Source organism: Polaribacter reichenbachii (assembly GCF_001975665.1).
GTDB lineage: Bacteria > Bacteroidota > Bacteroidia > Flavobacteriales > Flavobacteriaceae > Polaribacter > Polaribacter reichenbachii.
The window spans coordinates 980,638-1,004,737 of record NZ_CP019419.1; the positions used below are offsets into that span (position 1 = coordinate 980,638).

General features: G+C 31.7%; 13 protein-coding genes. All 13 read right to left on the reverse strand.

Annotation, left to right across the window (positions count from 1 at the left end; translation table 11 throughout):
• Positions 1 to 5: 5 nt before the first annotated feature.
• A complete protein-coding gene (locus BW723_RS04090) occupies positions 6 to 1,799 on the reverse strand; it encodes an arylsulfatase (RefSeq protein ID WP_083139766.1) in 1,794 nt (597 codons plus the stop codon).
• 14 nt (positions 1,800 to 1,813) lie between these two features.
• A complete protein-coding gene (locus tag BW723_RS04095; protein ID WP_068361917.1) occupies positions 1,814 to 3,088 on the reverse strand; it encodes a family 16 glycosylhydrolase in 1,275 nt (424 codons plus the stop codon).
• A 10-nt stretch (positions 3,089 to 3,098) separates the two neighbouring features.
• Positions 3,099 to 4,868, reverse strand: a complete 1,770-nt coding sequence (locus tag BW723_RS04100) for a metallophosphoesterase family protein (protein ID WP_068361914.1) — start codon at positions 4,866 to 4,868, stop codon at positions 3,099 to 3,101.
• Between the two features lie 10 nt (positions 4,869 to 4,878).
• The gene (locus tag BW723_RS04105; protein WP_068361911.1) at positions 4,879 to 6,384 is read right to left on the reverse strand and encodes an alpha-L-fucosidase; all 1,506 of its coding nucleotides are present in this window, start codon (positions 6,382 to 6,384) and stop codon (positions 4,879 to 4,881) included.
• Positions 6,385 to 6,406: 22 nt separating this feature from the next.
• A complete protein-coding gene (locus BW723_RS04110) occupies positions 6,407 to 9,019 on the reverse strand; it encodes a WD40/YVTN/BNR-like repeat-containing protein (protein WP_068361907.1) in 2,613 nt (870 codons plus the stop codon).
• Positions 9,020 to 9,033: 14 nt separating this feature from the next.
• Positions 9,034 to 10,872 (reverse strand): sulfatase-like hydrolase/transferase, encoded by a 1,839-nt coding sequence (locus BW723_RS04115; protein ID WP_068361903.1) that lies wholly within the window; start codon positions 10,870 to 10,872, stop codon positions 9,034 to 9,036.
• A 475-nt stretch (positions 10,873 to 11,347) separates the two neighbouring features.
• On the reverse strand, positions 11,348 to 12,952 hold the full coding sequence (locus tag BW723_RS04120; protein ID WP_068361900.1) for a sulfatase-like hydrolase/transferase: 1,605 nt from the start codon (positions 12,950 to 12,952) through the stop codon (positions 11,348 to 11,350).
• A gap of 6 nt (positions 12,953 to 12,958) precedes the next feature.
• Positions 12,959 to 14,338, reverse strand: coding sequence for a family 43 glycosylhydrolase (locus BW723_RS04125; RefSeq protein ID WP_068361897.1), 1,380 nt, complete (start codon positions 14,336 to 14,338; stop codon positions 12,959 to 12,961).
• Positions 14,339 to 14,344: 6 nt separating this feature from the next.
• On the reverse strand, positions 14,345 to 15,760 hold the full coding sequence (locus tag BW723_RS04130; protein ID WP_068361895.1) for a sulfatase: 1,416 nt from the start codon (positions 15,758 to 15,760) through the stop codon (positions 14,345 to 14,347).
• A 3-nt stretch (positions 15,761 to 15,763) separates the two neighbouring features.
• Positions 15,764 to 18,145, reverse strand: a complete 2,382-nt coding sequence (locus BW723_RS04135) for a glycoside hydrolase family 3 N-terminal domain-containing protein (protein WP_068361893.1) — start codon at positions 18,143 to 18,145, stop codon at positions 15,764 to 15,766.
• Between the two features lie 59 nt (positions 18,146 to 18,204).
• Positions 18,205 to 19,737: a sulfatase family protein gene (locus BW723_RS04140; protein WP_068361891.1), complete on the reverse strand. Its 1,533-nt coding sequence runs from the start codon at positions 19,735 to 19,737 to the stop codon at positions 18,205 to 18,207.
• A gap of 39 nt (positions 19,738 to 19,776) precedes the next feature.
• Positions 19,777 to 21,426 carry an apiosidase-like domain-containing protein gene (locus BW723_RS04145; protein ID WP_068361888.1) on the reverse strand — a complete coding sequence of 550 codons (1,650 nt, stop codon included), beginning with the start codon at positions 21,424 to 21,426 and terminating at the stop codon, positions 19,777 to 19,779.
• 57 nt (positions 21,427 to 21,483) lie between these two features.
• Positions 21,484 to 24,000, reverse strand: coding sequence for a glycoside hydrolase family 2 TIM barrel-domain containing protein (locus BW723_RS04150; RefSeq protein WP_068363513.1), 2,517 nt, complete (start codon positions 23,998 to 24,000; stop codon positions 21,484 to 21,486).
• Positions 24,001 to 24,100: the final 100 nt, after the last annotated feature.

Sequence of the window (24,100 nt, forward strand, 5' to 3'; positions counted from 1 at the left end):
TATTATTAATTTTCTAAATATTTAACGTAAGTGTAATACACGCCATATTTTTTATCGCCTTCAATAAAATCGTTAACCAAAAAAGTTTTTCCTTTTTCGAGATTTACCGTAAAAAGAACTTCATTTTCGGTTGGATAAATGTCTTTTTCTAAAATTTGATTGGCAATATGTATTCTTACTTTTTTAGGCGAAATTGTTTTGTAATTATATAAATTTTTTGGGTTTTCTTCAGGAATTCCTAAAATTGGTCCTGGGCATTCTTTTGGCCATCTTCTGCAGGAAATTTGATAAACACCCTCTTTTTCTACTTCTAAAGCGTGCGTATTATTTGTGTTTTTTACACCTACAGCAACTTGCTCTGGTTTGTAAATAGGTCTATCATCACCAATTGCGTGTTGTATGGTTAATTTAATTTCTTTTTGATTGGCATTACCAATAATAAAAGATGGAAATTCGTTGTATTCTTTACGTGTTTTTACTTCTTGCAAAAACGCATTATTTGCTGATAATAATTGCGTTACTTTCTCAGGATATTTATCTGCTACATTATTTTTTTGCTTACGATCTTTATCTATTTGGTATAATTCATTACCATTTACCAACCTCCAGTTATCTTTTATTAAACAGGTTTTTTCTACATCTAAAGGTTTTTTCCAATCTTGACGATTATGAACAAAAACAGTTCTTTCTTTTAATTTTGTAGTGGTTTTTTTAATTAAAGGCGATAAATCTAAACCATCTATTTGAGCATTATCTGGAATAGGAATATTACACAAGCTAGCTAAAGTTGGCAGCACATCTATATGCGCAGTAACTTCATTTATATCCCAACCTCCTTTTACATTTCCATCTTTCCATCTAATAAAAAATGGCACACGATGTCCACCTTCTATGTGCTGAGTTTTTCTACCTCTTAAACCCATATTGTAACCCATTTTGCCATCTCTACTTATACCTCCTGTTGCTCCATTATCTGTCATGAAAATGAGAATGGTATTGTCTGCAATATTATTTTGCTTTAAATATTCTTCTAGCTTTCCGAAGTTTTCATCAATATTAGCAATCATACCAAAAAAATTTGCATTTGGGTAAGCTATATTTTCTAAAGCTTTGTAAGGTGCTGCATATTTATCTGCAACATAATGAGGGCTGTGAGGTGCATTTGTAGGCAAATAAATAAAGAAAGGTTCTTCAGAATCTTTAACATTATCTATAAATTTTATTGCTTCTTTAAACCAAATATCTGTACAATAGCCTTTAAATTTTTTAGGTTGGTTGTTTACATAATAAGTATCATCAAAATAATTATTACCCCAATAATCTGACAGCTCACCAACACCACCTGCTAAATGATGAATGGCAACATCGAAACCCATATCTGTTGGTCGTGAAGGATAATTATCGCCCAAATGCCATTTACCAAACAAACCCGTTTTGTAACCATTTTGCTTAAACAAACTTGCAATTGAGATTGCATTTTTAGAAAGCGCATCTCTACCTTTAAACGTTGCCCAAGCTCCGTTGTTTATAGGATACTGACCTGTAATTAAAGCACCTCTTGTTGGTGTACAAACTGGACTTACATGATAGTCTATAAAACGAACAGACTCTTTGTAAAAAGTATCGATATTCGGTGTTTTTAACCACGGATTACCATGACAACCTAAATCTCCTATTCCTTGATCGTCTGTAAGAATTAAAATTACATTTGGTTTCTTTTGATGATTATTTTGTGCATTTAATCTACTAGAAAATAAAACTACAGAAAGAATGATTATAAATTTATTTAAAAACTTCATAGATAATTTTGTTTCTATTTAATAAAAAAGAACATCGAACTTTCGTCTAAACTCTCTTTACTTTTTTTATCCCAACTTGTTGAAAACATTTTAATCTGCACACGATAATTAATTGATTTTGAATAATTTTTGCTTAAATCTATAGCAACTTCCATATTTCCATAACCTGGTAAAACCTCAATAATTTTAGTTACTACTTTTCTGCCCCATTTTATTTTGGTTCTATCTGTAGTTTCATAAACCATAATTTCGATTTTTCTATTTTGATTGGCTTTATAGCTTAAAGGAATTTTTACTGCTTTGTTTTCTGAACCTACTAATTGCGTTTCTAAAGCCGGAAAATAAACACTTTCGTTATAAACTTTTAAGTTCGTTTCATACTCTTGATTTACTTTTTCATCATTCACTTCCACCAATTTATAACCTCTAACCCAATCGTAATACACCGTATTTTTTGTTGAATCTGCTAATTCTTCATCAGTTGGTAATTCTATCCAAGGAAAAGGATAAGTTTCAGAAACCAAACGCATTCTCATGGGTTGATCGAAAGGTTTATCTGCTATTTTATCGTAAAATTTAAGATGTTTTGGTGCTCTATTATCATAATAATAACTCGCAGATTTTTCGTCTTTCCACCAGCCACCATAAGTATGAAAATCTGCTGATGCTAATGCCGTATTTGTAAATTTTACACTAGAAGCAATTAAATTATGTTTAGTTTTTTCGCAATCTGTGTACCAAAAATGCCCATTAGAATTCATACCGTTTGCAAAAAAATTACCTTTAAAATCGCCTGTTCTACCAATACATTCTTGAATATCCCATTCTAAACCATACTTATCACAACCTTCTGAACCTTCGTAACTTTTATCAGTAGAAAACCAAAAAGTAGATGACATTGTAGTTGCAGCAGCTTTCATTCTACACTCATAATAACCTAAAAAAGCAGATGCTTTAGAAACCACTGCACCACCAGCAATATTAAAAACCAGCTCTCGACCATATGCCTTTACAATGGTGTCTTTTTTTAATTTTTCTCCTTTAATTTGTAAAAAACCATCTTTTACAGAAACTTGCGATGGTAAGAAAATACCTGGCTCTCTACCTTTCCATTTTGGGTGATAATCGAACCATTTTGTAGCATCTAATTGTGTACCATTAAATTCATCAGAAAAATCTGGATTCATCACCCATCTTTTACCCATTGGTGGTTCTGGAGGTCCATTTTGAGCATACAATTGAACACTAATTCCTAAACTTAAAATGAGTATTAAAAAAATATTTTTCATTGTATTATACTTAAATGTTTATGGTTTTTTTATTCTTTTTTACAGCCTCTACATCAAAGAAAAATTGTTTGTTTTTTCCTTCTCCAATTTCAATTGTATAAACGCCTAGTTGCATTACTTTTGGTTGATATTCTAAACCTTTTATCCTAAGAGAAGAAACCACTTCTTTTGTATAATTATTTCTAACAGTAACCACTTGATTTGGTTTCGAAAATTTTAAAGTAGGCAAATCAAAACCATCTTTAATTTTAAAATTATCTGTTTGATTAAAGGTGATTGGCCAACCCTCATATTGCTTACTTTTTGGATCTGTAATATCTACATTTCTTGCCCAACATTCGTAAGTAATTTGTCTTTTTGGTTTATTGAATTTTATAATTCCGTAACCAGCAGCTCTACCTTTTAATAAATCTATTTTAGGGCTGTTGTCTGTATGAGTTGGGTTTGCAACTGCGTGTACTGTAATTTTGTTATGAAAAGCGTCATCATACTCACCTGTATATTTTGGCGAATTTGGTTTTCTGTTATTACCAGGTTTATCTGGATTCCACCAACGCATCCAAAAATTAGCAGCTGCAGGTACAGCAAAAGAATAACCTGCATTATTATAATCTTCTACTCCATGATGTACTACCGAACCTAAATGTTGATCGCCAGCAATCATACAAGAAAAACTTTTTCTGATGACAGTTAAGGCTTTATTTCTGCCAGATTGTGGCCATCCATTAGAATCTACACTATACTTTTGTTTTTTATTGATCGTTGGTGAGTGTGTGGCTAAATTGGTGAAAATTGTTTGAGACAAAACCGCTTTCATTTCTGCATCTTTCCAGTTTGTGGTCCAATCTTCTAAAAAATTTAGTTGTCTATTTCCTAAAATTGTGGCTCCTAAAACATCCATTTCTCTAGTATCATTGTAAGATCTATTTTGAAGTATACTTTTAGGTCCTGATTTAAATTTTCTATCCTCTAAAATTGCAAAACTGATGCCTCCCCAAGTTAAATCTGTATAATAAACTCCAATACCTTGTTCTACTGGAGTTGGGTCATATGGGTCTGGCAAATGACTTGTTTGCGCTCTTTCTACCTCTTTAATATACGAAACTGGCATATAATAACCACCTTTATTACCATCTCTAGAATCGGTTTTTCTACCTCCATTTCCCCACAAATTTCCTTGACCAACATCGTGATCATCAGGAATACAAATGGTTGGGGTATTTTTTATAATATCTCCAAAAACCTCACCAAATAATAACCAGTTCCCAAAATGATCACTATGATTATAAACTTGATCTCCTGAGAAAAACAACACATCTGGTTTAATTTTTTTTAGATTATCTACAATGTCTTTCGCTCCAGAACCACCGTGTTTTAAATGTGTAGACCAACAAGAAAAAGCAGCCATAACAACATCTTCTTTGTTCTTTGGATTTTTTCTGATGACACCTTGATAAGATGTATCATTTTTATAAACCACTCTATATTCTTTTTCTTGAGTATCATTCCAGTTTTCTACTCTAAAATGAGCTGTATATCCTGGATATTCTATTTCAGATTCTTGCACTGTATTCCATTTATTCGCTTCTTTAATTTGTAACGTTGCTCTAAAAGGATTGTAACTTTTAACGGGATAAAGTTGAGCAGTTAGCTTTAAGGTATTTTCATGCACTGTATAAAGCGCAAAACAAACACCGTTTTTCTGCTTTAATTTTGTTGTATTTTGGCCATAACTTAAACCCACAAAAAAGGTTAAAATTATAAGTATAATGTTTTTCATAGGTTAAATTTTAATCTATTTCAATTTTATAAACAATTGCAGCATCAGCATATTTTGGAGCTACTTTTGGAGTTCTAACTAACAATCCTTCTACTGTTTTTTTCCATTTTATTTTTTCTTTACTCCCCAGTACTTTAACTGATTTAATTTTTAAATCTTTGGCTTTATCCGCAAAAACAGATAATGTAATTTCTTTTTTAGCACCTGCCCAACCTAATTGAATGGCGTAAACTATATTTCCTTTTTTTGTATATCGAATATCTTGCGCATTTAATTGGTTTAAGCCCGCTTTTATAGAGCCATAAGCATTCCAATCATCATTTGGATTTTTCACCAATTTTGTAGGTCCTTGTCCAAAAGTTAAAAAAGGTCTTGTTTTGTAAATTGCCTCTCCATATACACCCAACCAATTACCAATATTTTTCATTGCCAACAATTGCTCTTCAGGAATTATACCTTCTGCCATTGGTGCAGCAGCTAAAATCATAACTCCATTTTTACTTACAACCTCTGCCAAAATTCTAATTGCTTTATTGGCATCTATAGCAGTTCTTTTATCTTTATTATAGCCCCAAGAACTACCTATTTGAAAATCTGTTACCCAAACAAAAGGGGTAATATCTTCCATAGTTGCTCTTTCTATATTAACAACTGCCAAATCCGTAGGAAAAAAACTGCCTTTAGTATTTACAACAACTTCTTTATTTAAGGCTTTTGCTTTGTTAAAATAATTGGCTAAAAACTGTTTTCTATAATCTTCTTTTATAAATCCTTGTGCAAAATCCATCCAGATGTAATCTGGGCAATACTCATCTATAACTTCATTTAATTTACCCAACCAAAGATCATTTTCTTCTTGATAAGAAATATTACCATATAATAATTTATACTTATCATCTTGAGGGACTTCTACATTTTCATAAACCCAATTATGTCTGCTTAAAGGTCGTAAAAAGCTATTTTCTTTCTTCGGATAAAACACCATATGAAAGCCATGATGAAAAGTGGTCATAAACTTTAAATCTCTTTTTTTAACTTCTTGAGCAATTTGTTTAACAACATCTATTTTAGGCCCCATACTTTTAGAATTCCAAGGATTTACTTTGCTATTCCACAAAGAAAAACCATCATGATGTTCTGCAATTGTGCCTATAAATTTTGCTCCTAAATGTTCAAAAGCATCTACCCATTCTTTTGCATTGAATTGTTGCGCTTTCCAATCTGGAATAAAATCGTGATATTGCTTATCTCTACCATAGGTTTTGGTATGATATTCATAAATTTCTTTTCCCCATTTTTTTCTATCGTGAATGTACATCCAACGTCCATACCATTCATTTCCATTTGCAGGCACATTGTAAACGCCCCAATGAAAATAGACGCCCAATTTAGCATCTGCAAACCATTCTGGAGACGATTTATGTTTTTTTAAACTTTTCCATTCTGGATTAAAATTCTCTTGAGAAAAGAATGTTTGAACACTACAAAAAAGAATAATTAGGATTTTATATTTCATTTTTTTTTAAAAGCATTTTAACTTAATCTTTAAGCCAACTTTCTGTTGAATTATTTAAATAAGAAATAAACCAACCTGAACCCCAAGCAGCACTCCATAACACATTTTTGTTATATGGATCTGGTTTTACATCGACCATTTTATTAGGTTGCCCTAAACCTTTGTTAATTTTTGTCCAAGTTTTAGCACCATCTTGTGTAAGATAAATTCCTGGATTTTTAAATTGATTTAATGCAGCCCCAACTTGACCTGCTACACTTATCACAATTAAATTTTCATCTAAAGGCGATGCTTCTACTTGCCAAACATAAGGTGCCATAAAAATTTTATTCCAAGATTTGCCATTGTCTGTGCTTTTCCAAACTCCACCCTCTTCATAAGTTCCTATTTTTCTGCCTGTAGCTATATAAATGTTTGCACTATTTCTATCAATAAAAACATTGTTAACTGCTTTAATTACATCTGGAATTTTTAACTTCTCCCAAGATTCTCCTTTATTTATTGATTTGTATAAAGCACCATTATTATCATTAGTAGCTGCATAAATGATATTCGAATTTTTAGGATCTAACTTAATTCTCCTAACACTAAATCCATTATGAAATCCTTTATTACTTAATTGCCAAGTATAACCACCATCAAAAGAGCGGTAAAATCCAAGACCACCTTTTGTTAATTTTGCAGTACCATCACCAACTTCTGAAATAGGTTTTCTAATGGTACAGAAATACATATTGTTTGTATAAACAGGATCTATAGTTAAAGAATACTGAGGGACTAAACCTCGATAAGATGGGTTGTCGCCTTCTAAAATAGTAGAAATATTTTCCCAAGTTTTACCTCCATCTTTAGTTCTTCTTAACTTACCTCTATGTTCTTGTCTCCAAGCTAAAGAATAAATAATGTTAGGGTTTTTAGGATGCACTGCCATTGTAGATGTTGAGTGTTGCCCATGCATTTTATCATGATCATGCACTTGGCCATCAATCTGTTGGACTGCAATTGCCTGTTTATTGTGCCAACCCCCTAAATCTGTAGTTTGCCATAAACCATGCTCTCCACTAGCTAATAACCTTCTGCCTTTAATACCTGTTTCATGCAGCATAAACCTACCTGGTAAATCACTTCCTCCTCTACCAATCCATTTTTTACTTCCAGGTGAAGTTTCAAAATCATCTACTTGTTGCCAAGATTTTCCATTATCTGAAGATTTTAAAGTTTGTTGATCTATTCCTATAAATACTTCTCCTTTACTATTGATGGATAACATTCGGTTTCCTGAACGTGCAGGCTGATTATCCATATAAGTTTGCAAATGCGCAAACTCTACATTTGTACCTGTAGGATTGTTTCTGCTTGCCCAATACTCTTTGTCTTTATTACTTTTCCAATACATTCCTTGTCTAGCACAAACTGTCCAAGTTTTACCTCCGTTTTCAGTTTTCCAAACATCACCTGCACCAAAAGTTTTATCATGTTTTTTATTAAAACTTACATAAATTTCATTTTTATTTAACGGATTTATCACCAAACGATTAAAAACAGGTAAAGTTTCTTTTGGTAACTTAGGTAAAGTAGTTTTTACCTGTTTTTTAGACTCACTAAACCAATTTGCTATTGTATTGAAATATCTATCTCTTTCTGATTGAAAGTTAATTTTATTTAAATCGATGTATAAATTCCCGGTAATATTTACCCAAGTTTTTCCATTATCCGAACTTTTAAAAACGCCTCCTTTTGCTTTGGTTGTATTTCCTGTTTTTTCGTAAACCGTTTGTTCAATTAAATACAACTCTAACTTTTTTGTTTTTTTATTGTAAAATGAAGTTAAATCTCTAGGCAAATTATTTGGTAAACCTTTATTTGATGCTTCCCAGTTTTTACCCCCATTTTCACTTACAAACATTCCAAAATTTGTAGCAATAAATATGGTTTCTGAGTTTTTAGGATGATAAATGATTCTACAAACATCTAAATCATCTGAAATATCTGTGGCAATTTTTGTAAATGATTTACCACCATTTGTTGTTTTTAAAATGTAACCATAACTCGCTCTTTTATGAAACTTACCTCGGATGTTTTTTAAACTTCTATGGTTATTTTTTACATTCCAAAAATCGCCTGCGCCTATTAACCACTCATTATCATTTTTAGGGTTAATGGCAATTCTGGTATGTGCATTACTTAAGTGTTTACCTTTTACTCTTGGAATTTTATAAATTTCTTGCCAGTTTTTACCACGATTATAAGACGTATAAACACCTCCAGCTCTTTCTATAGCAACACCAAAATCTGGATTTTGTTTTGAGAAAACAATGTCTAAAACACGCTCCATATCTCTTCCATTACCATCAGAATCTTTAATAGTTTGCCAAGACTTACCTGCATCCCAAGAGCCATAACTTACGTGCATATCTGGCCCCATAAACATTACGTTTGGATCTGTTGGATGTGTCCAAAACTCTTCATTATAACCAGACATTCCTGGTCCAAAATTTTTCCATTCTATAGATGGATTAGAAATTACTTTCTCGTTTTTTAATTTATTAAAGTACTTTTTCTGACTTTTTGTGAGTTGTGCGTTTACACCAAAACTAATTAAAAAGGCAGCGACTATTAAAAGACTCTTATTCATCTTAATATTTTATATTATTTTAGATGTAACTTAAAATCATGAGCTCCTTGGGCAAAATTACTTCTGTATATTTTGGTACCTGTACCCCATTTTCCCCAATTAATTTCTACTCTATTATCACCCAAAACAATATTTAAAAGTTTCTCTTTCATTTGTTTGGCAATCTTCTGATATTCTTTTTGAAATGCTACGTTGTTTACTTCTCTTGGATCTTTATTAAGATCATACAAAGCAGGATCTAAATCTTGCCAAGAAGCAGACAATGCCCACTCCATATTTTCACCTTCTTTTTTATTGGGTCTGGTTTTTAAAGATAGTACATAATCTTTAGTTCTAATATAAGCTCTTGGCCCAGTAACTGCGTGGCTTTCGCCAATAATATAATCTCTTTTGGGTGCTTTTTTGGCAACTGTTTTTGCTAAATCTAAACCATCTAAATAGCTGTATTTATCTGCGTTTAAATCTGCACCAGCTGCACTTAATGCTGTTGGAGCAATATCAACAAACTCTGTAAATCTTTTAACAACTTTACCGGCTGGAAATTTCTTCTTATCCGAAGAAACTACAATCATTGGGTTGTGAGTATCCCATTTCCATGGTGTAAATTTAGAAACACCTCCATGTTCATTTAATTTCCAACCATGATCTCCACAAACGTAAATAATCATCCAAGGTTGGTTATGTTTTTCGCTGTAAGCCACAAAATCTTTTGTTGCTTTGCCCACTAATTGATCTCCATAAGCACAAAAAGCATAATAATCTTGAATCATTTTTTGTTTTTCTTTATCTGTAAAATGATAAGAGGGTTTACTGTTTACCTGTCTTTTCATTTGTTTTGCCATAGAAACAAATTCTTCGTCGCTAAACTCAGGTACATTGTACTTATGTTTCTGAAAACGTGCACGAAAATCGGCTGGTGGTAAAACTGGTGTGTGAGGAAAATCGAAACCAATGTGAGCAAATACTGGTTTTGAAGGATCTACACCTTGAAAATTTAATTTACCAGCACTAAATTGTTTTTTTTCGTTTACTAAATATTCATTTAAAAAATGTGCATAATATCCATCTCTAGTTTTACCAGCTTTTCTAGGGCTAACACCAGAAATTATCATCCCTTTGTACATCGACTTTTTTTGACCTTTTTTATAGTGTCTTATTAAATCGTATTTTTCTGTGGTTTCTTTGGCAACATTTTTATACTTGTCTGTTAACTCATTTAATTGCTTAGAAACGTACTCGAACTTACCTTCTGGAGTTACAAAAAAGCTCATGTCTTTGATAGGTTTATCATATTTAACGCCATCAACTTTGTTCCACCAGCCACCACCAGAATAATCTGTAAAACCTTCTTTACCTAAAGGTCTAAAATTGATATCTGTTTGAAATACTTTGTAATCTTTGGTTTTTCCATTTTCGCTTAATCCTTTTAAACGATATCCTAATTTACCAACATGAAAAGTCTGATATCCTAAATCTACCATTTGTTCTGGCAAAGAAGGTTTCATGTGCTCTGCTTTGTTATTATGATATTCAAATTCATAAACACCAGATCTAAAAGGATAACGACCTTGTAAAATTACTGCTCGAGAAGGAGCACAACCTGCTGCTTGCACATAGGTATTGATAAAAGTTGTGCCTTGTGCTGCTAATTTATCTACTTCTGGAGATTCTATATAACCTAACTCACTCATTTCTCTTCCATCAATTTCTTGATTAAAGGTTTTTACAGAATCGTATCTTTGATCGTCTGTTAAAATGTATAAAATATTCGGTTGTTGTTCTTGTGCATTTACCGTTTTTGATACCGTTAAAAACAGTATCATTAAACCGAAACTCTTTATTAAATTTTTCATTTTATTTTAATATTTGGTAATGTGTAATTGTTATATCTAATTATTTAAACTTTTACATTTTTTATGAGATGTAAAGCCAACTAAATTTTGGTTGGAATCAAAGTAAAAGAATCTATTATAAATTTAAGGGGTCAAATGTTCTGAATAGTAATACATACCATTTTAATGTAAAGATATTTACTGAAAGCATTAGGAAACAGACTTAGTTTTTTCTTAATAAAATAGTAACTAGTCTATGTTAAGTATAGTTTTTACTGACTTTCGTTTAAAAACTAAATACATAGTGCGCTTTTCTTTTGTTGATTTAATTTGAGTTAAAAAAAATAAAAAAGTTTGTTTTTACTAACCTAATTAAATCTAAAAAAGGTATTTTTCTCTATAAGAAAAAACCTCACTCCTCAAAATTTTATCAATTTGAGGAATAAGGTTTTATTTAAATTTTATTAAGATTGCTATTTTAAAAACAACAGTATTCTTATTTTTTTTGTGATAAAGGAGCAACTTTTATTTTCTTTTTAGGTGCATCATGTTCTGTTGCATGTAAATCGAATTTTGGTACAACTTTCATTAACTCATCACGCTCTTTTCTATGCGCTTCAGAAACTGTACTCCAATCTTTAATTTTAGGAAAACTAATTAAATCTGCTGGATATTCGCTAACATCATACCAAATATTATTACCATCTTTCATTACATAATCTCCACGAATTAAGGTTGTTTCTTTGTGATAACCGTAAATCCACTCACGATGTTTCTTTTTATTGGTTGTTATAAACGGAATTAAACTTTCTCCATTAATTTCATATGAATCAGGAATTTTTACATTTCCTAACTCAGCAATTGTTGGCACTAAATCTGCCATATTTGCCAAAACATCTTGTGCTCCTTTTTTGGTTAAGTTCATACCTGGAGCATAAATAATTAAAGGCACATGTGTTCCTTTTTGAGAAACAGGACTCGATTTACCATAACCACTTGTACCATTATCTGCACAAAAAATAAAAATGGTATTGTTTGCAATACCCAATTCTTTAAACTTATTCATATACTGCCAAACTTGATAATCTAAGTAGTTTACGTGATTATGAATACCACTTTCTGTTATAGTTCCGTAAGTATTATATTCTCCATGATCTCCTGTTACTTTAGGAGTTACACGAGTGTATTTTTTACCATCCCAAGAAATTTTTGGAGTTCCAGGCCATTTATTACCCGACAATGGATGTAGAAAATCCCAAGCATCATGACCTAAATGACTTGTATGATACACAAAAAACGGCTTGTCTTCTTTTACTTTTCTTTCTATAAAATCGAAGGTAAAATTAAGTTCAACATCTGGTCCAAAAGTGTGTAAACCAAACTCTTTTTTAGATGCTTTATCATTTGGCCACCATTCTAATTTTTCTTTGGCTTTTGGGTGATTTAATAATTGTACGTGAGGTTTCCAATACCAACCAGATTGTACATAGCTTTTTTTATGGATTTCTTTATTAGTATCTGCATTAAAAATCTTTTTCTTACCATTAATTTTTCTGGATTCTAACCTGAAATCTGTGGTATGAATTGCTTTGTTATAAGAACCTTCTCCAGGTGTAAAACAACCTTCATCAAAAGGAAAACCATCAATATTCATTTGTGTTTTACCTGCCCAATAAGTTGCATAACCACCTGCTTTTGCAATATGTGCAATTGTGTGAGGTGAGCTGTCGTACAAATTCCAACTTCCTTTTTTATTTGGTGCTTTACCTTTGTCTTTATTATGCCACCATTTGTGTAAATGTGCATATCTACCTGTCATCATCATTGCTCTACTTGGCCCACAAACTGTTGCTGCCCAAGCTGTTTTTATATACAAACCTTCTGCTGCTAATCTATCTAAAACAGGTGTTTTTGCTTTATATTTTTCGTTTGATGTTGTTCCTCCTTTTGGTGGACTCCAAGCAGTTGAATTATAAATTGGTAATTCTCTAGCACTAATATCATCAGCATAAAGTAACACTATATTGGGTTGTTTTTGTGCTTTTACAGAGAAATGATTAAAGAAAACTACGGTTAAAAAACTGATGATTATTTTTTTCATTAATATTTATTTTATGATGATTTCATCCAATTCCCAACTACCAGAATTAGTATTCACTGCTGGTTGTAATGCTATTTGCATTAGCCTACTATTGACTTCAGAAAACTCAGAAAGTTTAATCTTATACGTTTTAAAATCATTATCATTTTTAGTAATTGGTACAGTTATCCATTGCTGCTCTAACCAATTTATTGGTCTCGTATTCATACTCCAGAAGTTTTTTGTTTTCTCTTTTCTAGTATAAATTGCAAATTTTAGTTCTTTTGCATCACTATTGTTCTTAATTTTAATTTCTACTTCAGAACATATTTTGGTATCTGTATATAACCAGGGAGCACTTCTAATTATTGCATTTTTTTCTGATAGATTCCCAATTAACTTTCCTTCTTTAAAAGCTAGATTTGTACCACTTATGGCTTGCCAACCCATTGTACTATTTTTAAACTCGAAAGGCCTGCCAGGTTCTGGATACCATTTATCGTTTTTAGGTATTATAATGCTTCCATCATCGTTAAAATTAACTGGTTTTAAACTTGCACCCCTATAAAATGCACTGATATCATGATTTTCTTGCATTACGTATTTTTGACCTTTCCAATCAAAGAAACTGGTATGTCCTCCATTTAAAAAATTACCTTTAAAAGTATAAGGACCATATAAATTTTTAGACATTGCATATCGATTTCCATACACCAAATAATACCAATTTTTACGTTTAAATAAGGTAGATTTATCTGGTACATTTAATTTTTTACCATTTTTATCTAGTACTAAAACTGGTTTAGGTTCTGTGGTTAAAGATTTCATATCTTTAGCTAAGGTTGCCATATAATAAGTACCTGCACCAAAACAGATGGTATACACATTATCTTCTATAAAAATTTCTGGATCGTAAGGATGAACAGGCACAATACCTTTTGGCAATAAAGGTTTACCCAACAAATCTTTATACTCGCCAGTAACGGAATCTGCAACCATAACACCAGTATCTATATTTCTGTTAGAAAAAAACCAATAATATTTACCATCTCTTTCGCAAACATCGCCAGCCCAACAATTAGGTTTATCTCCAATATAAGTTTGCGAAGGATAAATATTTCGATGATGCTCCCAATTTTTTAAGTCTGCTGATGACCAAATTTCCCATCTATCCATAGGAAATGACGAAGTAGGATTCCAAGATTTATCGTGGCCACAAATAATATAAACTCTACCATTTTCTACCCAAGCATGCGGATCTGCCATTCCATGTTCTGGAACAATAACATCAACATTAATTGCTTGATGTTCTATTTCTTTTGATTGTTTATTTCTCGTTTGTTTTTTATCACAAGAAAATAGCAGCAAAGAAAAAACTGCAAAAAAAAGTAATTTAGAAACCTTCATAATTATTTAATCTTTATCAATTAACGGATCTCTTTTTTCATCCATTCTTTTCATTGCATTTACCTCATAAACACGTTTTAATTGCCAAAGAGGACGCTCTAATTCACTTTCCCAATTCCAAAGAACTTTAAAGAGTTCTCTTACTTTTTCTGGATGTTTGTAGGCTAAATTGTTACTTTCTGAAATGTCTTCTTTTATATTATATAATTCAGCAGGTCTATCTGGATAACGTAACATTTTCCAATCTCCTTTTCTAACAACACCTCTGTTTTCCTTTTTCCAGAACAAAACTTCGTGCGGACTTTCTTTTTTTACGCCTGTTAAATAAGGAATTAAATCTACACCATCTAAACCTTTAATTTTTGATGCATCTCCTTGCGCAACATTTACAAAAGTGGGCAACATATCTAACATACTAATTGGTTTATGATAAACCGAATTTGCTTTAATTACATTTGGAAACTTTATAATTGCAGGCACTCTAATTCCGCCTTCTAAATGATTCGATTTACAACCACTTAAAGGATAATTTGAAGTTTTACTACCATCTGGACCACCATTATCATTAGAAAAAACAATCATTGTATTTTCTTCTAATCCTAATTCTTTTAACTTGTCTAAAATTTGTCCACAAGCACGATCTAAAGCAATTGCCATAGCCGCTATTTTTTTTCTTTTTCCTTGTAAATGCTTAACTTTTTCTAAATCTTCTGGAGTTGCGTGTAAAGGTGTGTGCACAGCATTAAAGGAAACATACATAAAAAATGGATTGTTTTTGTTTCTCTCCATAAAATTACAAGCTTCATCTGCAATATGGTCTGTTACGTATTTTTTGGGCTCTTTAAAATAACCAAAACCTTCTTCCCATTTATCTTCTGGCTTGTTCACTGCTTCTTTTTCTGTTAACTCAAAAAAGCTTCTTGCACCACCTCTAAAGCCGTAAAACTCATCAAAACCTCTTTTTAAAGGATGATATTTATCTGCGCCACCTAAATGCCATTTTCCAAAAATTACGGACTTATAACCTAAAGGTTTTAAATGATCTGCGATTGTTTTTTGATCTAATGGAAGCCCCATTTCGTCTCCCAATAATTTAGAAGATTGGCTCATATAACCAGGCACATTATTTTCTTCGATACCAAATCTTTGTTGATATTTACCTGTTAATAATCCTGCTCTAGAAGGCCCACAAACTGCAGCTGTAGTATAGGCTTCTTTAAAAACCATTCCTTCTTTAGCCAGTTGATCTAAATTAGGCGTATCAAAATATTTACTACCTTGAAAACCAAAATCGTTATAGCCTGCATCATCAGCAAAAAGAAAAATAATATTCTTTTTTTGTGCTGATAAACCTTGAATACAAATACCCAAAAAGGCTAAAAAGAATAGTTTTGATAAGTATGATTTGTAAGTAATTTTCATTTTTTAAAGTATTTCATTTTCTGAAAAGAAAATTTGTCTTCCTTTTTCTAAAATTAAATTATCGCCTTTAAATTCTATAATGCCTTTTTGACGAATATCTGTGGAGGAAGCACCAATTTTAAACTCGTATTTACCAGATTCTACAATCCATTGATCTTTTTTATATTGCACCAATTGTTGTGGAGAAACTTTAAAAATTACTTTCTTTTTTTCACCCGCTTTTAAAGGGACTCTTTGAAAACCTTTTAACTGAATGGTTTTCATTGTGGAATTTTCATCAACTGGAGAAACATACAATTGCACAATTTCTGTACCCTCTACTTTACCTGTATTTTCCAAATCGAAAGAAACTGAAAATCTAGCATCTGTTACATTCGTTTCTGATGGCATTTCGAAATCTGAATATTTGTAATTTGTATAAGATAAACCGTAACCAAAAGGGTATAAAGGTTGGTTGGTTTTGTCATATCCGTTTTGATAATTTACCTCTTCTTTCTTTTGTGTATTTGGATAGGTAACACTCAATTTTGCAGATGGATTTACTTTACCTGTTAAAATATCTGCAATAGCATTACCACCTTCTTCACCTGGAAACCAAGCATTTATAATAGCTGCGCATCTGCCTTCAATTTTATCGATAACTTGTTGTCTACCACCAAATAAAACCAAAACTACAGGTTTACCAGTATCTAATAATTTTTCTACAAATGCTTCTTGTTGCCCAGGCAAACCAATTCCATTTCTCCATCTACCTTCACCATTTAAAGAAATATTTTCGCCAACAGCAGCAATAATTACATCGCTTTCACTGGCAATTTTTATAGCATTTTCTAAATTGGGTTGTGGTAAATCTTTAACAATTAGTAGTTTTAATTTTCCTAATCTATTATCACCAAAACCATTTTTATCAATTTTAGCTTCTAAAGCAGCACTCCAATCACAACCTCTTTCGTGTTTAATTTCTACGGATTTATCAACCGCATTTTCTAAACCTTCTTTAAGCGTAACTAACTTTGGGTTTAAAGGATCGTAATCTTTACTTTTCCAAAAAGCTCTCATAGCTTGGTAAGTATAATCACCCAACAAACCTTGTGTTGTAGCTGCATTTGGACCAACTAAAGCTATTTTTTTAACATCTTTTTTTAAAGGTAAAATTCCGTTGTTTTTTAATAAAACAATAGATTGTGAAGCAGCTTCATAAGCTAATTTTCTATTTTCTGGCGGATCAAATTCTAAAACACCATCTTTACCAATCTGCGGATTTTGGTCTAACAATCCTAATTTAGCTTTCATAATTAAAGATCTTTTTACAGAAGTATTAATCTCATTTTCTGTAACTAAACTTTTTTCGATTGCCTTTTTTAATAAAGGATATGTTGTTGGAGAAGACAACTCAATATCTACACCTGCATTTAAAGCCATTGCACCTGCTGTCATTTCATCTGGTGCTTGTTTGTATTTTTTGTACACCATATTTATGGCTCCATAATCGCTTACAACCAAACCATCAAAACCAATTTCTCTTCTTAACATTCTGTCTAACATACTCGGATTTACAGAAATTGGCAAAGATTTATAGGTACCATAAGAAGGCATAACGCTTTTTGCGCCTGCAATTTTTATACAAGCTTCGTGAGGCATTAAATACTCTTCGTACAAAGTTTTAGCATCGTTATTTTTTGTACCATAACCCGCAAAATGTTTTACGGTTGCTGCAACACCAGTTTTAAAATCATCGCCTTGTAAACCGTTTACAAACGCAACTCCCATTCTAGAAGTTAAATAAGCATCTTCTCCATAACTTTCTTGATGACGATTCCAATGTGCAGTTCTACTTAAATCTAACATTGGTGAAAGTGCAAAAGTTGCACCAGCAGCTCTCATATTTTTTCTGGTTGATGTAGTATTGTTTTTTACCAACTCAGGATTCCAAGAACAACTTACACCAATTTGCTGAGGAAACGTTGTTGCGCCTTGAGTTGCAAAACCAGTAATTGCTTCTTCGTGAAAAATTGCAGGAATTTTCAGTCTGGTTTCCGTTATTAAATAATCTTGAACTTCGCGAACTAAATCTCTTAATTCTTCTGGATTTAATGCTTGACCTGATGAAAACTGACAGAAATGACCAATTCCATTTGGGATGTGTTCTCTCATTTTTTCTCGAGATAATTTACCATCTACCATAATATCTCTAATACGAGTACCAGTAATTTGAGCTATTTTTTCATCCAAAGTCATTTTAGCCATTAATTCATTAACCTTAATGTCTATTTCTGGAGTAGAAAATTTTGGTGTTTCTACAATTACATCAACCTTATTTTTAGGCGCATTACAAGCTGATAAACAAATAAATATAACGTAAATAACTTTCTTAAAAATTTTCATTTATCCTATTAATTTTATTCAAAATTTTATCAACTTAAATAATTTGTAAAACCTTATTTTTATTTGATGTTAGAGTAGTCTTTGCCTCTAATTGCTTCGAATTCTGCTAATAACTCTTTTACTTTTTCTGGATTTTTTTCTGCCAAATTATTTGTTTGACCTGCATCATCCTTTAAATTATACAACTGAAATTTATCTAAAATACCAGATTCAACCATAGATTTCCAGCTCATAGGACTTCCTTTATATGGTGGAATTAAAACCCAATCTCCTGTTCTAAAAGCCGTTTTAGAATTGGCTTCTAAAACAATATTATCTCTACCTTTTTTGCTTTTTCCTAAAAATTCTGCCATCATATTTTGGCTATCTTTTTTATCTGCAGTTACATTTACTAAATCTGCTAAAGACGCTAATAAATCTACTTGACAAACCAAAGCATCAGAAACACCTGGCTGAATTGTTCCTTTCCAATACGTCATAAAAGGCACTCTTGTTCCTGCATCAAATAAGCTGTATTTACCACCTCTTAATTTACCTGCTGGCGTGTGTTTTCCTAATTTCTCTATAGCATCATCATAATAACCATCTTGTAAAACTGGGCCATTATCACTAGAAAAAATAATTAAAGTATTTTCTAAAATACCTTCTTCTTCTAGAGTTTTCATAAACTCGCCAATCATATAATCAGCTTCTAAAATAACATCGCCTCTTGGTCCCATTCCAGATTTACCTACAAAACGCGGATGTGGAGTTCTTGGAACGTGTGGTTGTTGTAATGCGTAGTATAAAAAGAAGGGCTTGTCTTTATGGCTTTTTACATAGTTTTTCGCTTTCTTTAAAAAGTGATCTGCCATATCTACATCAGACCATTTTGCAGCCTCACCACCTTTCATATATCCTATTCTAGGAATTCCGTTTACAATACTATTGTTATGACCATGGTGCCATTTCATTGTAGTTAATTCAGGGTTGTCTTTACCTGTTGGCTCTCCTTCAAAATTCTTTTTATAACTCACAGAAATTGGGTCTTTTGGGTCTAAACCATCTACATAACCATTGTCTATATACACAGTTGGCACACGATCTTGAGTGGCTGCTAAAATATAAGCATCATCGAAACCTAACTCATTTGGCCCTGGAGAAATATGTGCATTCCAATTTACATTACCAGCACCTAAACCTAAATGCCATTTCCCCACAATACTAGTTTGATAACCTGCTCTTTTAAACATTTTTGGCACAGTTTCTTGTTCTGTAGATATAATTAAAGGCGCAGAACCAGGTAATATTTTTGCTTTTGCATTTCGCCAAGGATAAACACCTGTTAATAACGCATATCTACTTGGTGTACACGTTGCTGATGTTGCATAACCGTTGGTAAATTTTATACCTTCGTTTGCTAAAAGATCCATATTTGGTGTACTAATTTCTGTTGCACCATATGCACTTAAATCTCCATAACCTAAATCATCTAAATAAATGACCACTACATTTGGCTTTTTATTTACTTCTTTTTTAGCGACTTTCTTTGCTTCTTTACAGGCCGTAAATACTATTGAAATTAGTAAAATATATTTTAGTATGCTTTTCATTATAATGTAATTATAGTTTTAGTTAATGAATTAAAGTTCTTAGTTTTTTAGTTTTAGATTTTTAACAATTCTGATAGCATCTGCTTCTAAATGCCAAGGTCTTTTTTTCCAAAAATTGTACGCTTTTTTATCGAAAGATTCTTCTTCTGTATATTCTCCTGTAAGCGTATTGAACCAAACTTCTTTGGCTTCAGAAAAATCGAATTTCTTTTTTAAGCCTTCTACAACACCAACCCAATTGTTCTCTTTTGGTACAAATAACATGACCACTCCGTCTTTTTCATTGGTTAAATTGTAGCCATTACCATTAAACCACTGAATGGGTTTAAAATTCTGAAAATTATAGTCTGTAAATAGCGTTTTTAGATGTTTAAAATACTCGAACTTTGGTTTTATAAAACCTTCTGGCTGCTCAAAAGGATTATGAATCACAACATTCCAAGAAGTACCTTGCCAATAATATGTTGTATAACCACCTGCAAACAAGCACATATAATTTCTTCTTAAACAAGCTTCTGCATCTGTGTAAGCTCCTGGAAAAACTACATATGGAGATTTTTCATAACCCCCATGTTCTATATTAAAAATTGGTTTTTTAGGAAACTGTTTTCTGGCATCAATCATATTTTTATACAGCATGTGTTGCCAGTTTTGCATCGAAATAAAATCTACTTTATCTGGATTTCTTTTACAAAAACCAAAATCGTGCACTGAAACCAAACGATTATAAGCATCTATTTTTCTAGTTCTTTCTATTCGTTCTGCAATATATTCTTCTGTTGCTCTACCATAAAACAAAGCTTCTTTAGAAACATCCCAAATGATATTTGGAAAAGCTTGATACCTTTTAACCACATAATCGTAATACAAATTGTCTGCATCAGACTGCATATCTGGCCAAGAAACCAACTTATTCCATACATAAATCATTAAATGACTTACTATTTCTTGGTCATGCATTTCTGCAATAACTTTATCAAAATGCTGAAAAAATTCAATATTTAAAGTACTAAAATCTGGCTTTGAATTTGATCCTAAAAACGGAAAAATGTCTTCTCTACCTCCATATTCGTGCTCTGGATGATTGGCTAATTTTTTGTCTTTTTGCCATTTAACATCGTGAGAATAAACATTCATAACAATCTGGTTAAAACCATTTTCTGTCACTTTAGATAATAAATGTTTGGTTTTAGGAATCTCTTTTTGCCCATAATCTAAGGCAAATAACCAATCGCATTCAAAGGCTAAATTAAAATAATGAGAACCATCTTGATAAAAGAAATGTTGAGGATTATCAGCCTTTAAAACAACACCTCCATGTCTGTTTTTCTTCTGATTTTCTGTTACTAAAATCTTACCTTTTTTACCATTTAATTCCTTAATTTTAGATTGTAATACATAGGTTCTTTCTCCTATTGTATTTCCTGAATAACGAAAAATCCATTTTTTATCGCCATTATAAAACACAGGTATTTTCTGTATGCCATCATTACCAGTAACAATTGCAAAAACTTCTTGATTTAAAGGATCATCAACAGATTTTTTAACCTTATAAATAATATCGTTTACTTGCCATTGAGTAGTTTCTATGGTTTTATTTTTCTTCGGATTTTCCCATTTTTTAATTTGAGAAAAACACGTAGTAATACACAATAATAGACTTAAAAAAATGGTTGATTTTATATTCATTTTTAATTTAATTTTTTCTAGTTAATTGAGTATTACTTCTTAAAACATAGCAATTACTTACTCTACAGTTATAGAAATTGAGTCTCCTTTTAAACCTTGACCTGTAAACTTAACTGTTACTTTACCTTTTTCTTTTAAAGATTGTAATAACAATAAAGCTTTACCATTATTGGTAATTACACTTTTTGCACTGTAATCTTGCACGCTAAATTTTGATCCATTGTCTATACCTAATACTCGAATATTACCATCAATAGAAAAAGAGATTTTAGCTTCATTATTACTTGTAATTTTATTACCATCTTTATCTATTAGTTGTGCAATTACGTGTGCAACATCATAACCATCTGCTGTTAATACTGTTTTATCTACAGATAATTTTATGGTAACTGGTTTTGTAGTAGTTTTTAAAATTACTTCTTGTTCTTGACCATCAAAACCACCTTTTGCAGTTAACACACCTTCTTGAAAAGGAACAGCCCAACGTAAAATACGATCAGGACTTTGGCTTAAAGATCTAAAACCTAAAGTTTTTCCGTTTAAAAACAATTCAACTTTGTGCAAGTTTGTTGGTATTTCTACCATAATCATTTCGCCCTTTTTATAGTTCCAGCTTTTTTGAGCTTGGCTGTTATTCCAGTTTAGTTGTTTTTTAGTTAAGTTTACTTGACCGCTTAAAGAGTCTATAATTGAAGTATCTTCTATTTTATAAGTACCAATTGCAAGATTTGGTTTGTTTACCCAAATACTTTTAAAGTGATCGAAACCTGCTTTTTTAAAGCCTGCAAAATCTAGAATATCTCCATCCCAACCTTTTTGTGGCCATTGTTTATTAGCTTCACCTAAATAATCTATACCTGTCCACATATACATACTGTAAATCATAGGGTCTTCGATTATTGAATTCCATTCTTGCCAAGCACCAGCGTTTTCATTCCCAGTAAAATGAAGTTCTGGGTAATATTTTTTACTCCAATTGTATTGATTAATTTGATAACTAAACCCAACAATATCTAAATTTTGAGCATAACCAGAAGCTAAACTTGCTACAGGAATAATTAAGTTTGCAGTTACAGGTCTTGATGTATCTAAATCTTTAACCCAACCTGCTAATCTCTTAGAAGTTTCTGCTAATTTGTATTTTCTATCTGGCAATTCTTGGTAACGTTTTTGCATTTCTTTTGCAGAAATATTCGGAATTCTATTCCAGTAATTAGGTGCTCCTTCATCCCATAAACCACTTACGTGTTTGTAATCTTTGTAAGTCCATTCTATTTCATTACCAATACTCCATTCAAAAATTGACGGGTGATTTCGATCTCTTAAAATAGAGCGTGTTAAATCGCTTTTTCCCCATTTTTGAAAATGCTCTGTATATCCTCTAGAAAAATAATCGTCGTGTTTTTCATTTAAGTTTTCTCTTTTATCCTTCGGATTATCGAATTCATCAAAAATTTCTGCTTGCACTAAAAAGCCCATTTCATCGCATAAATCATAAAATTCTTGCGAAAAAGGATTGTGAGAAGTACGAATTGCATTTACACCAGCATCACGTAAATTTTGTAAACGACGTCTCCAAACTCCTTTAGGAACTGCAGCACCCACTAAACCTCCATCATGATGTATACAAACCCCTTTTACAAAAACTGATTCTCCGTTTAAAAAGAAACCTTGTTCTTTATCGTGTTTAATGCTACGAATTCCGAATGGAGTTGTATAACTATCAACAATTTTTCCTTTTTTGCTGATGGTTGTAATTGCAGTGTACATATTGGGTTTTGCAATATGCCAAATCTTAGGATTTTTAACTTCTAATTTCTGATTGAAAACACCTTCTTTTCTTCCTTTTACTTTTTGATTTTCCGTAATTTCTGCAACAACATTTCCATTATTATCAACTATTTTGGTTTTTAAATCAAAAGAAGCAGCACCTCTATTTTGATTTGCAACCTGAACTTGAATATTTACTGCTGCTTTTTCTGATGTAATTTCTGGAGTAGTTACAAAAGTTCCCCAAATAGGAATGTGTAATTTATCTACAGTGATTAATTTGACGTTTCTGTAAATTCCACTTCCAGAATACCAACGACTATCTACATATCTTGAATGATCTACGTGAACCGTTAATACATTTTTAGAACCATCTGTTTTTAAATGCTTTGTTAAATCGAAATAAGTTGGAGAATATCCATAAGGATTTTCGCCTAACAATTTACCATTTAGCCAAAATGTAGCGTTGTTATACACACCATCAAACAAAACATAAATGCTTTTATTTTTTGTACTTGTAGGAGTAGCAAAATGCTTTTGATACAAACCAACTCCACCAGGTAAATAACCTGTTGCTCCTTCTAGTTTTTCATCAAACTGAGCTTCTATACTCCAATCGTGAGGCAAACGAATATCTCTCCAATTTTCATCATCTAAAGGTAATTTTGATGGCTTTTTTGTATCCTCAACTAAAGAGAATTTCCAGTTAAAATTAAAGTCGGTTTCTCTGTCTTGAGCTACTGAATTAAAAACTCCTAAAAGAAGTATAAAAATGGTTGCTAAAAAACTGAATCTTTTGTTCATTATAAATTGCATTTATTTAAGGTTAAAATTACTGTAAGCAAAAACACTTTGATGTAACATATGTTCTAAATTGTATCAATTAAGATTTATGAACAAGGTT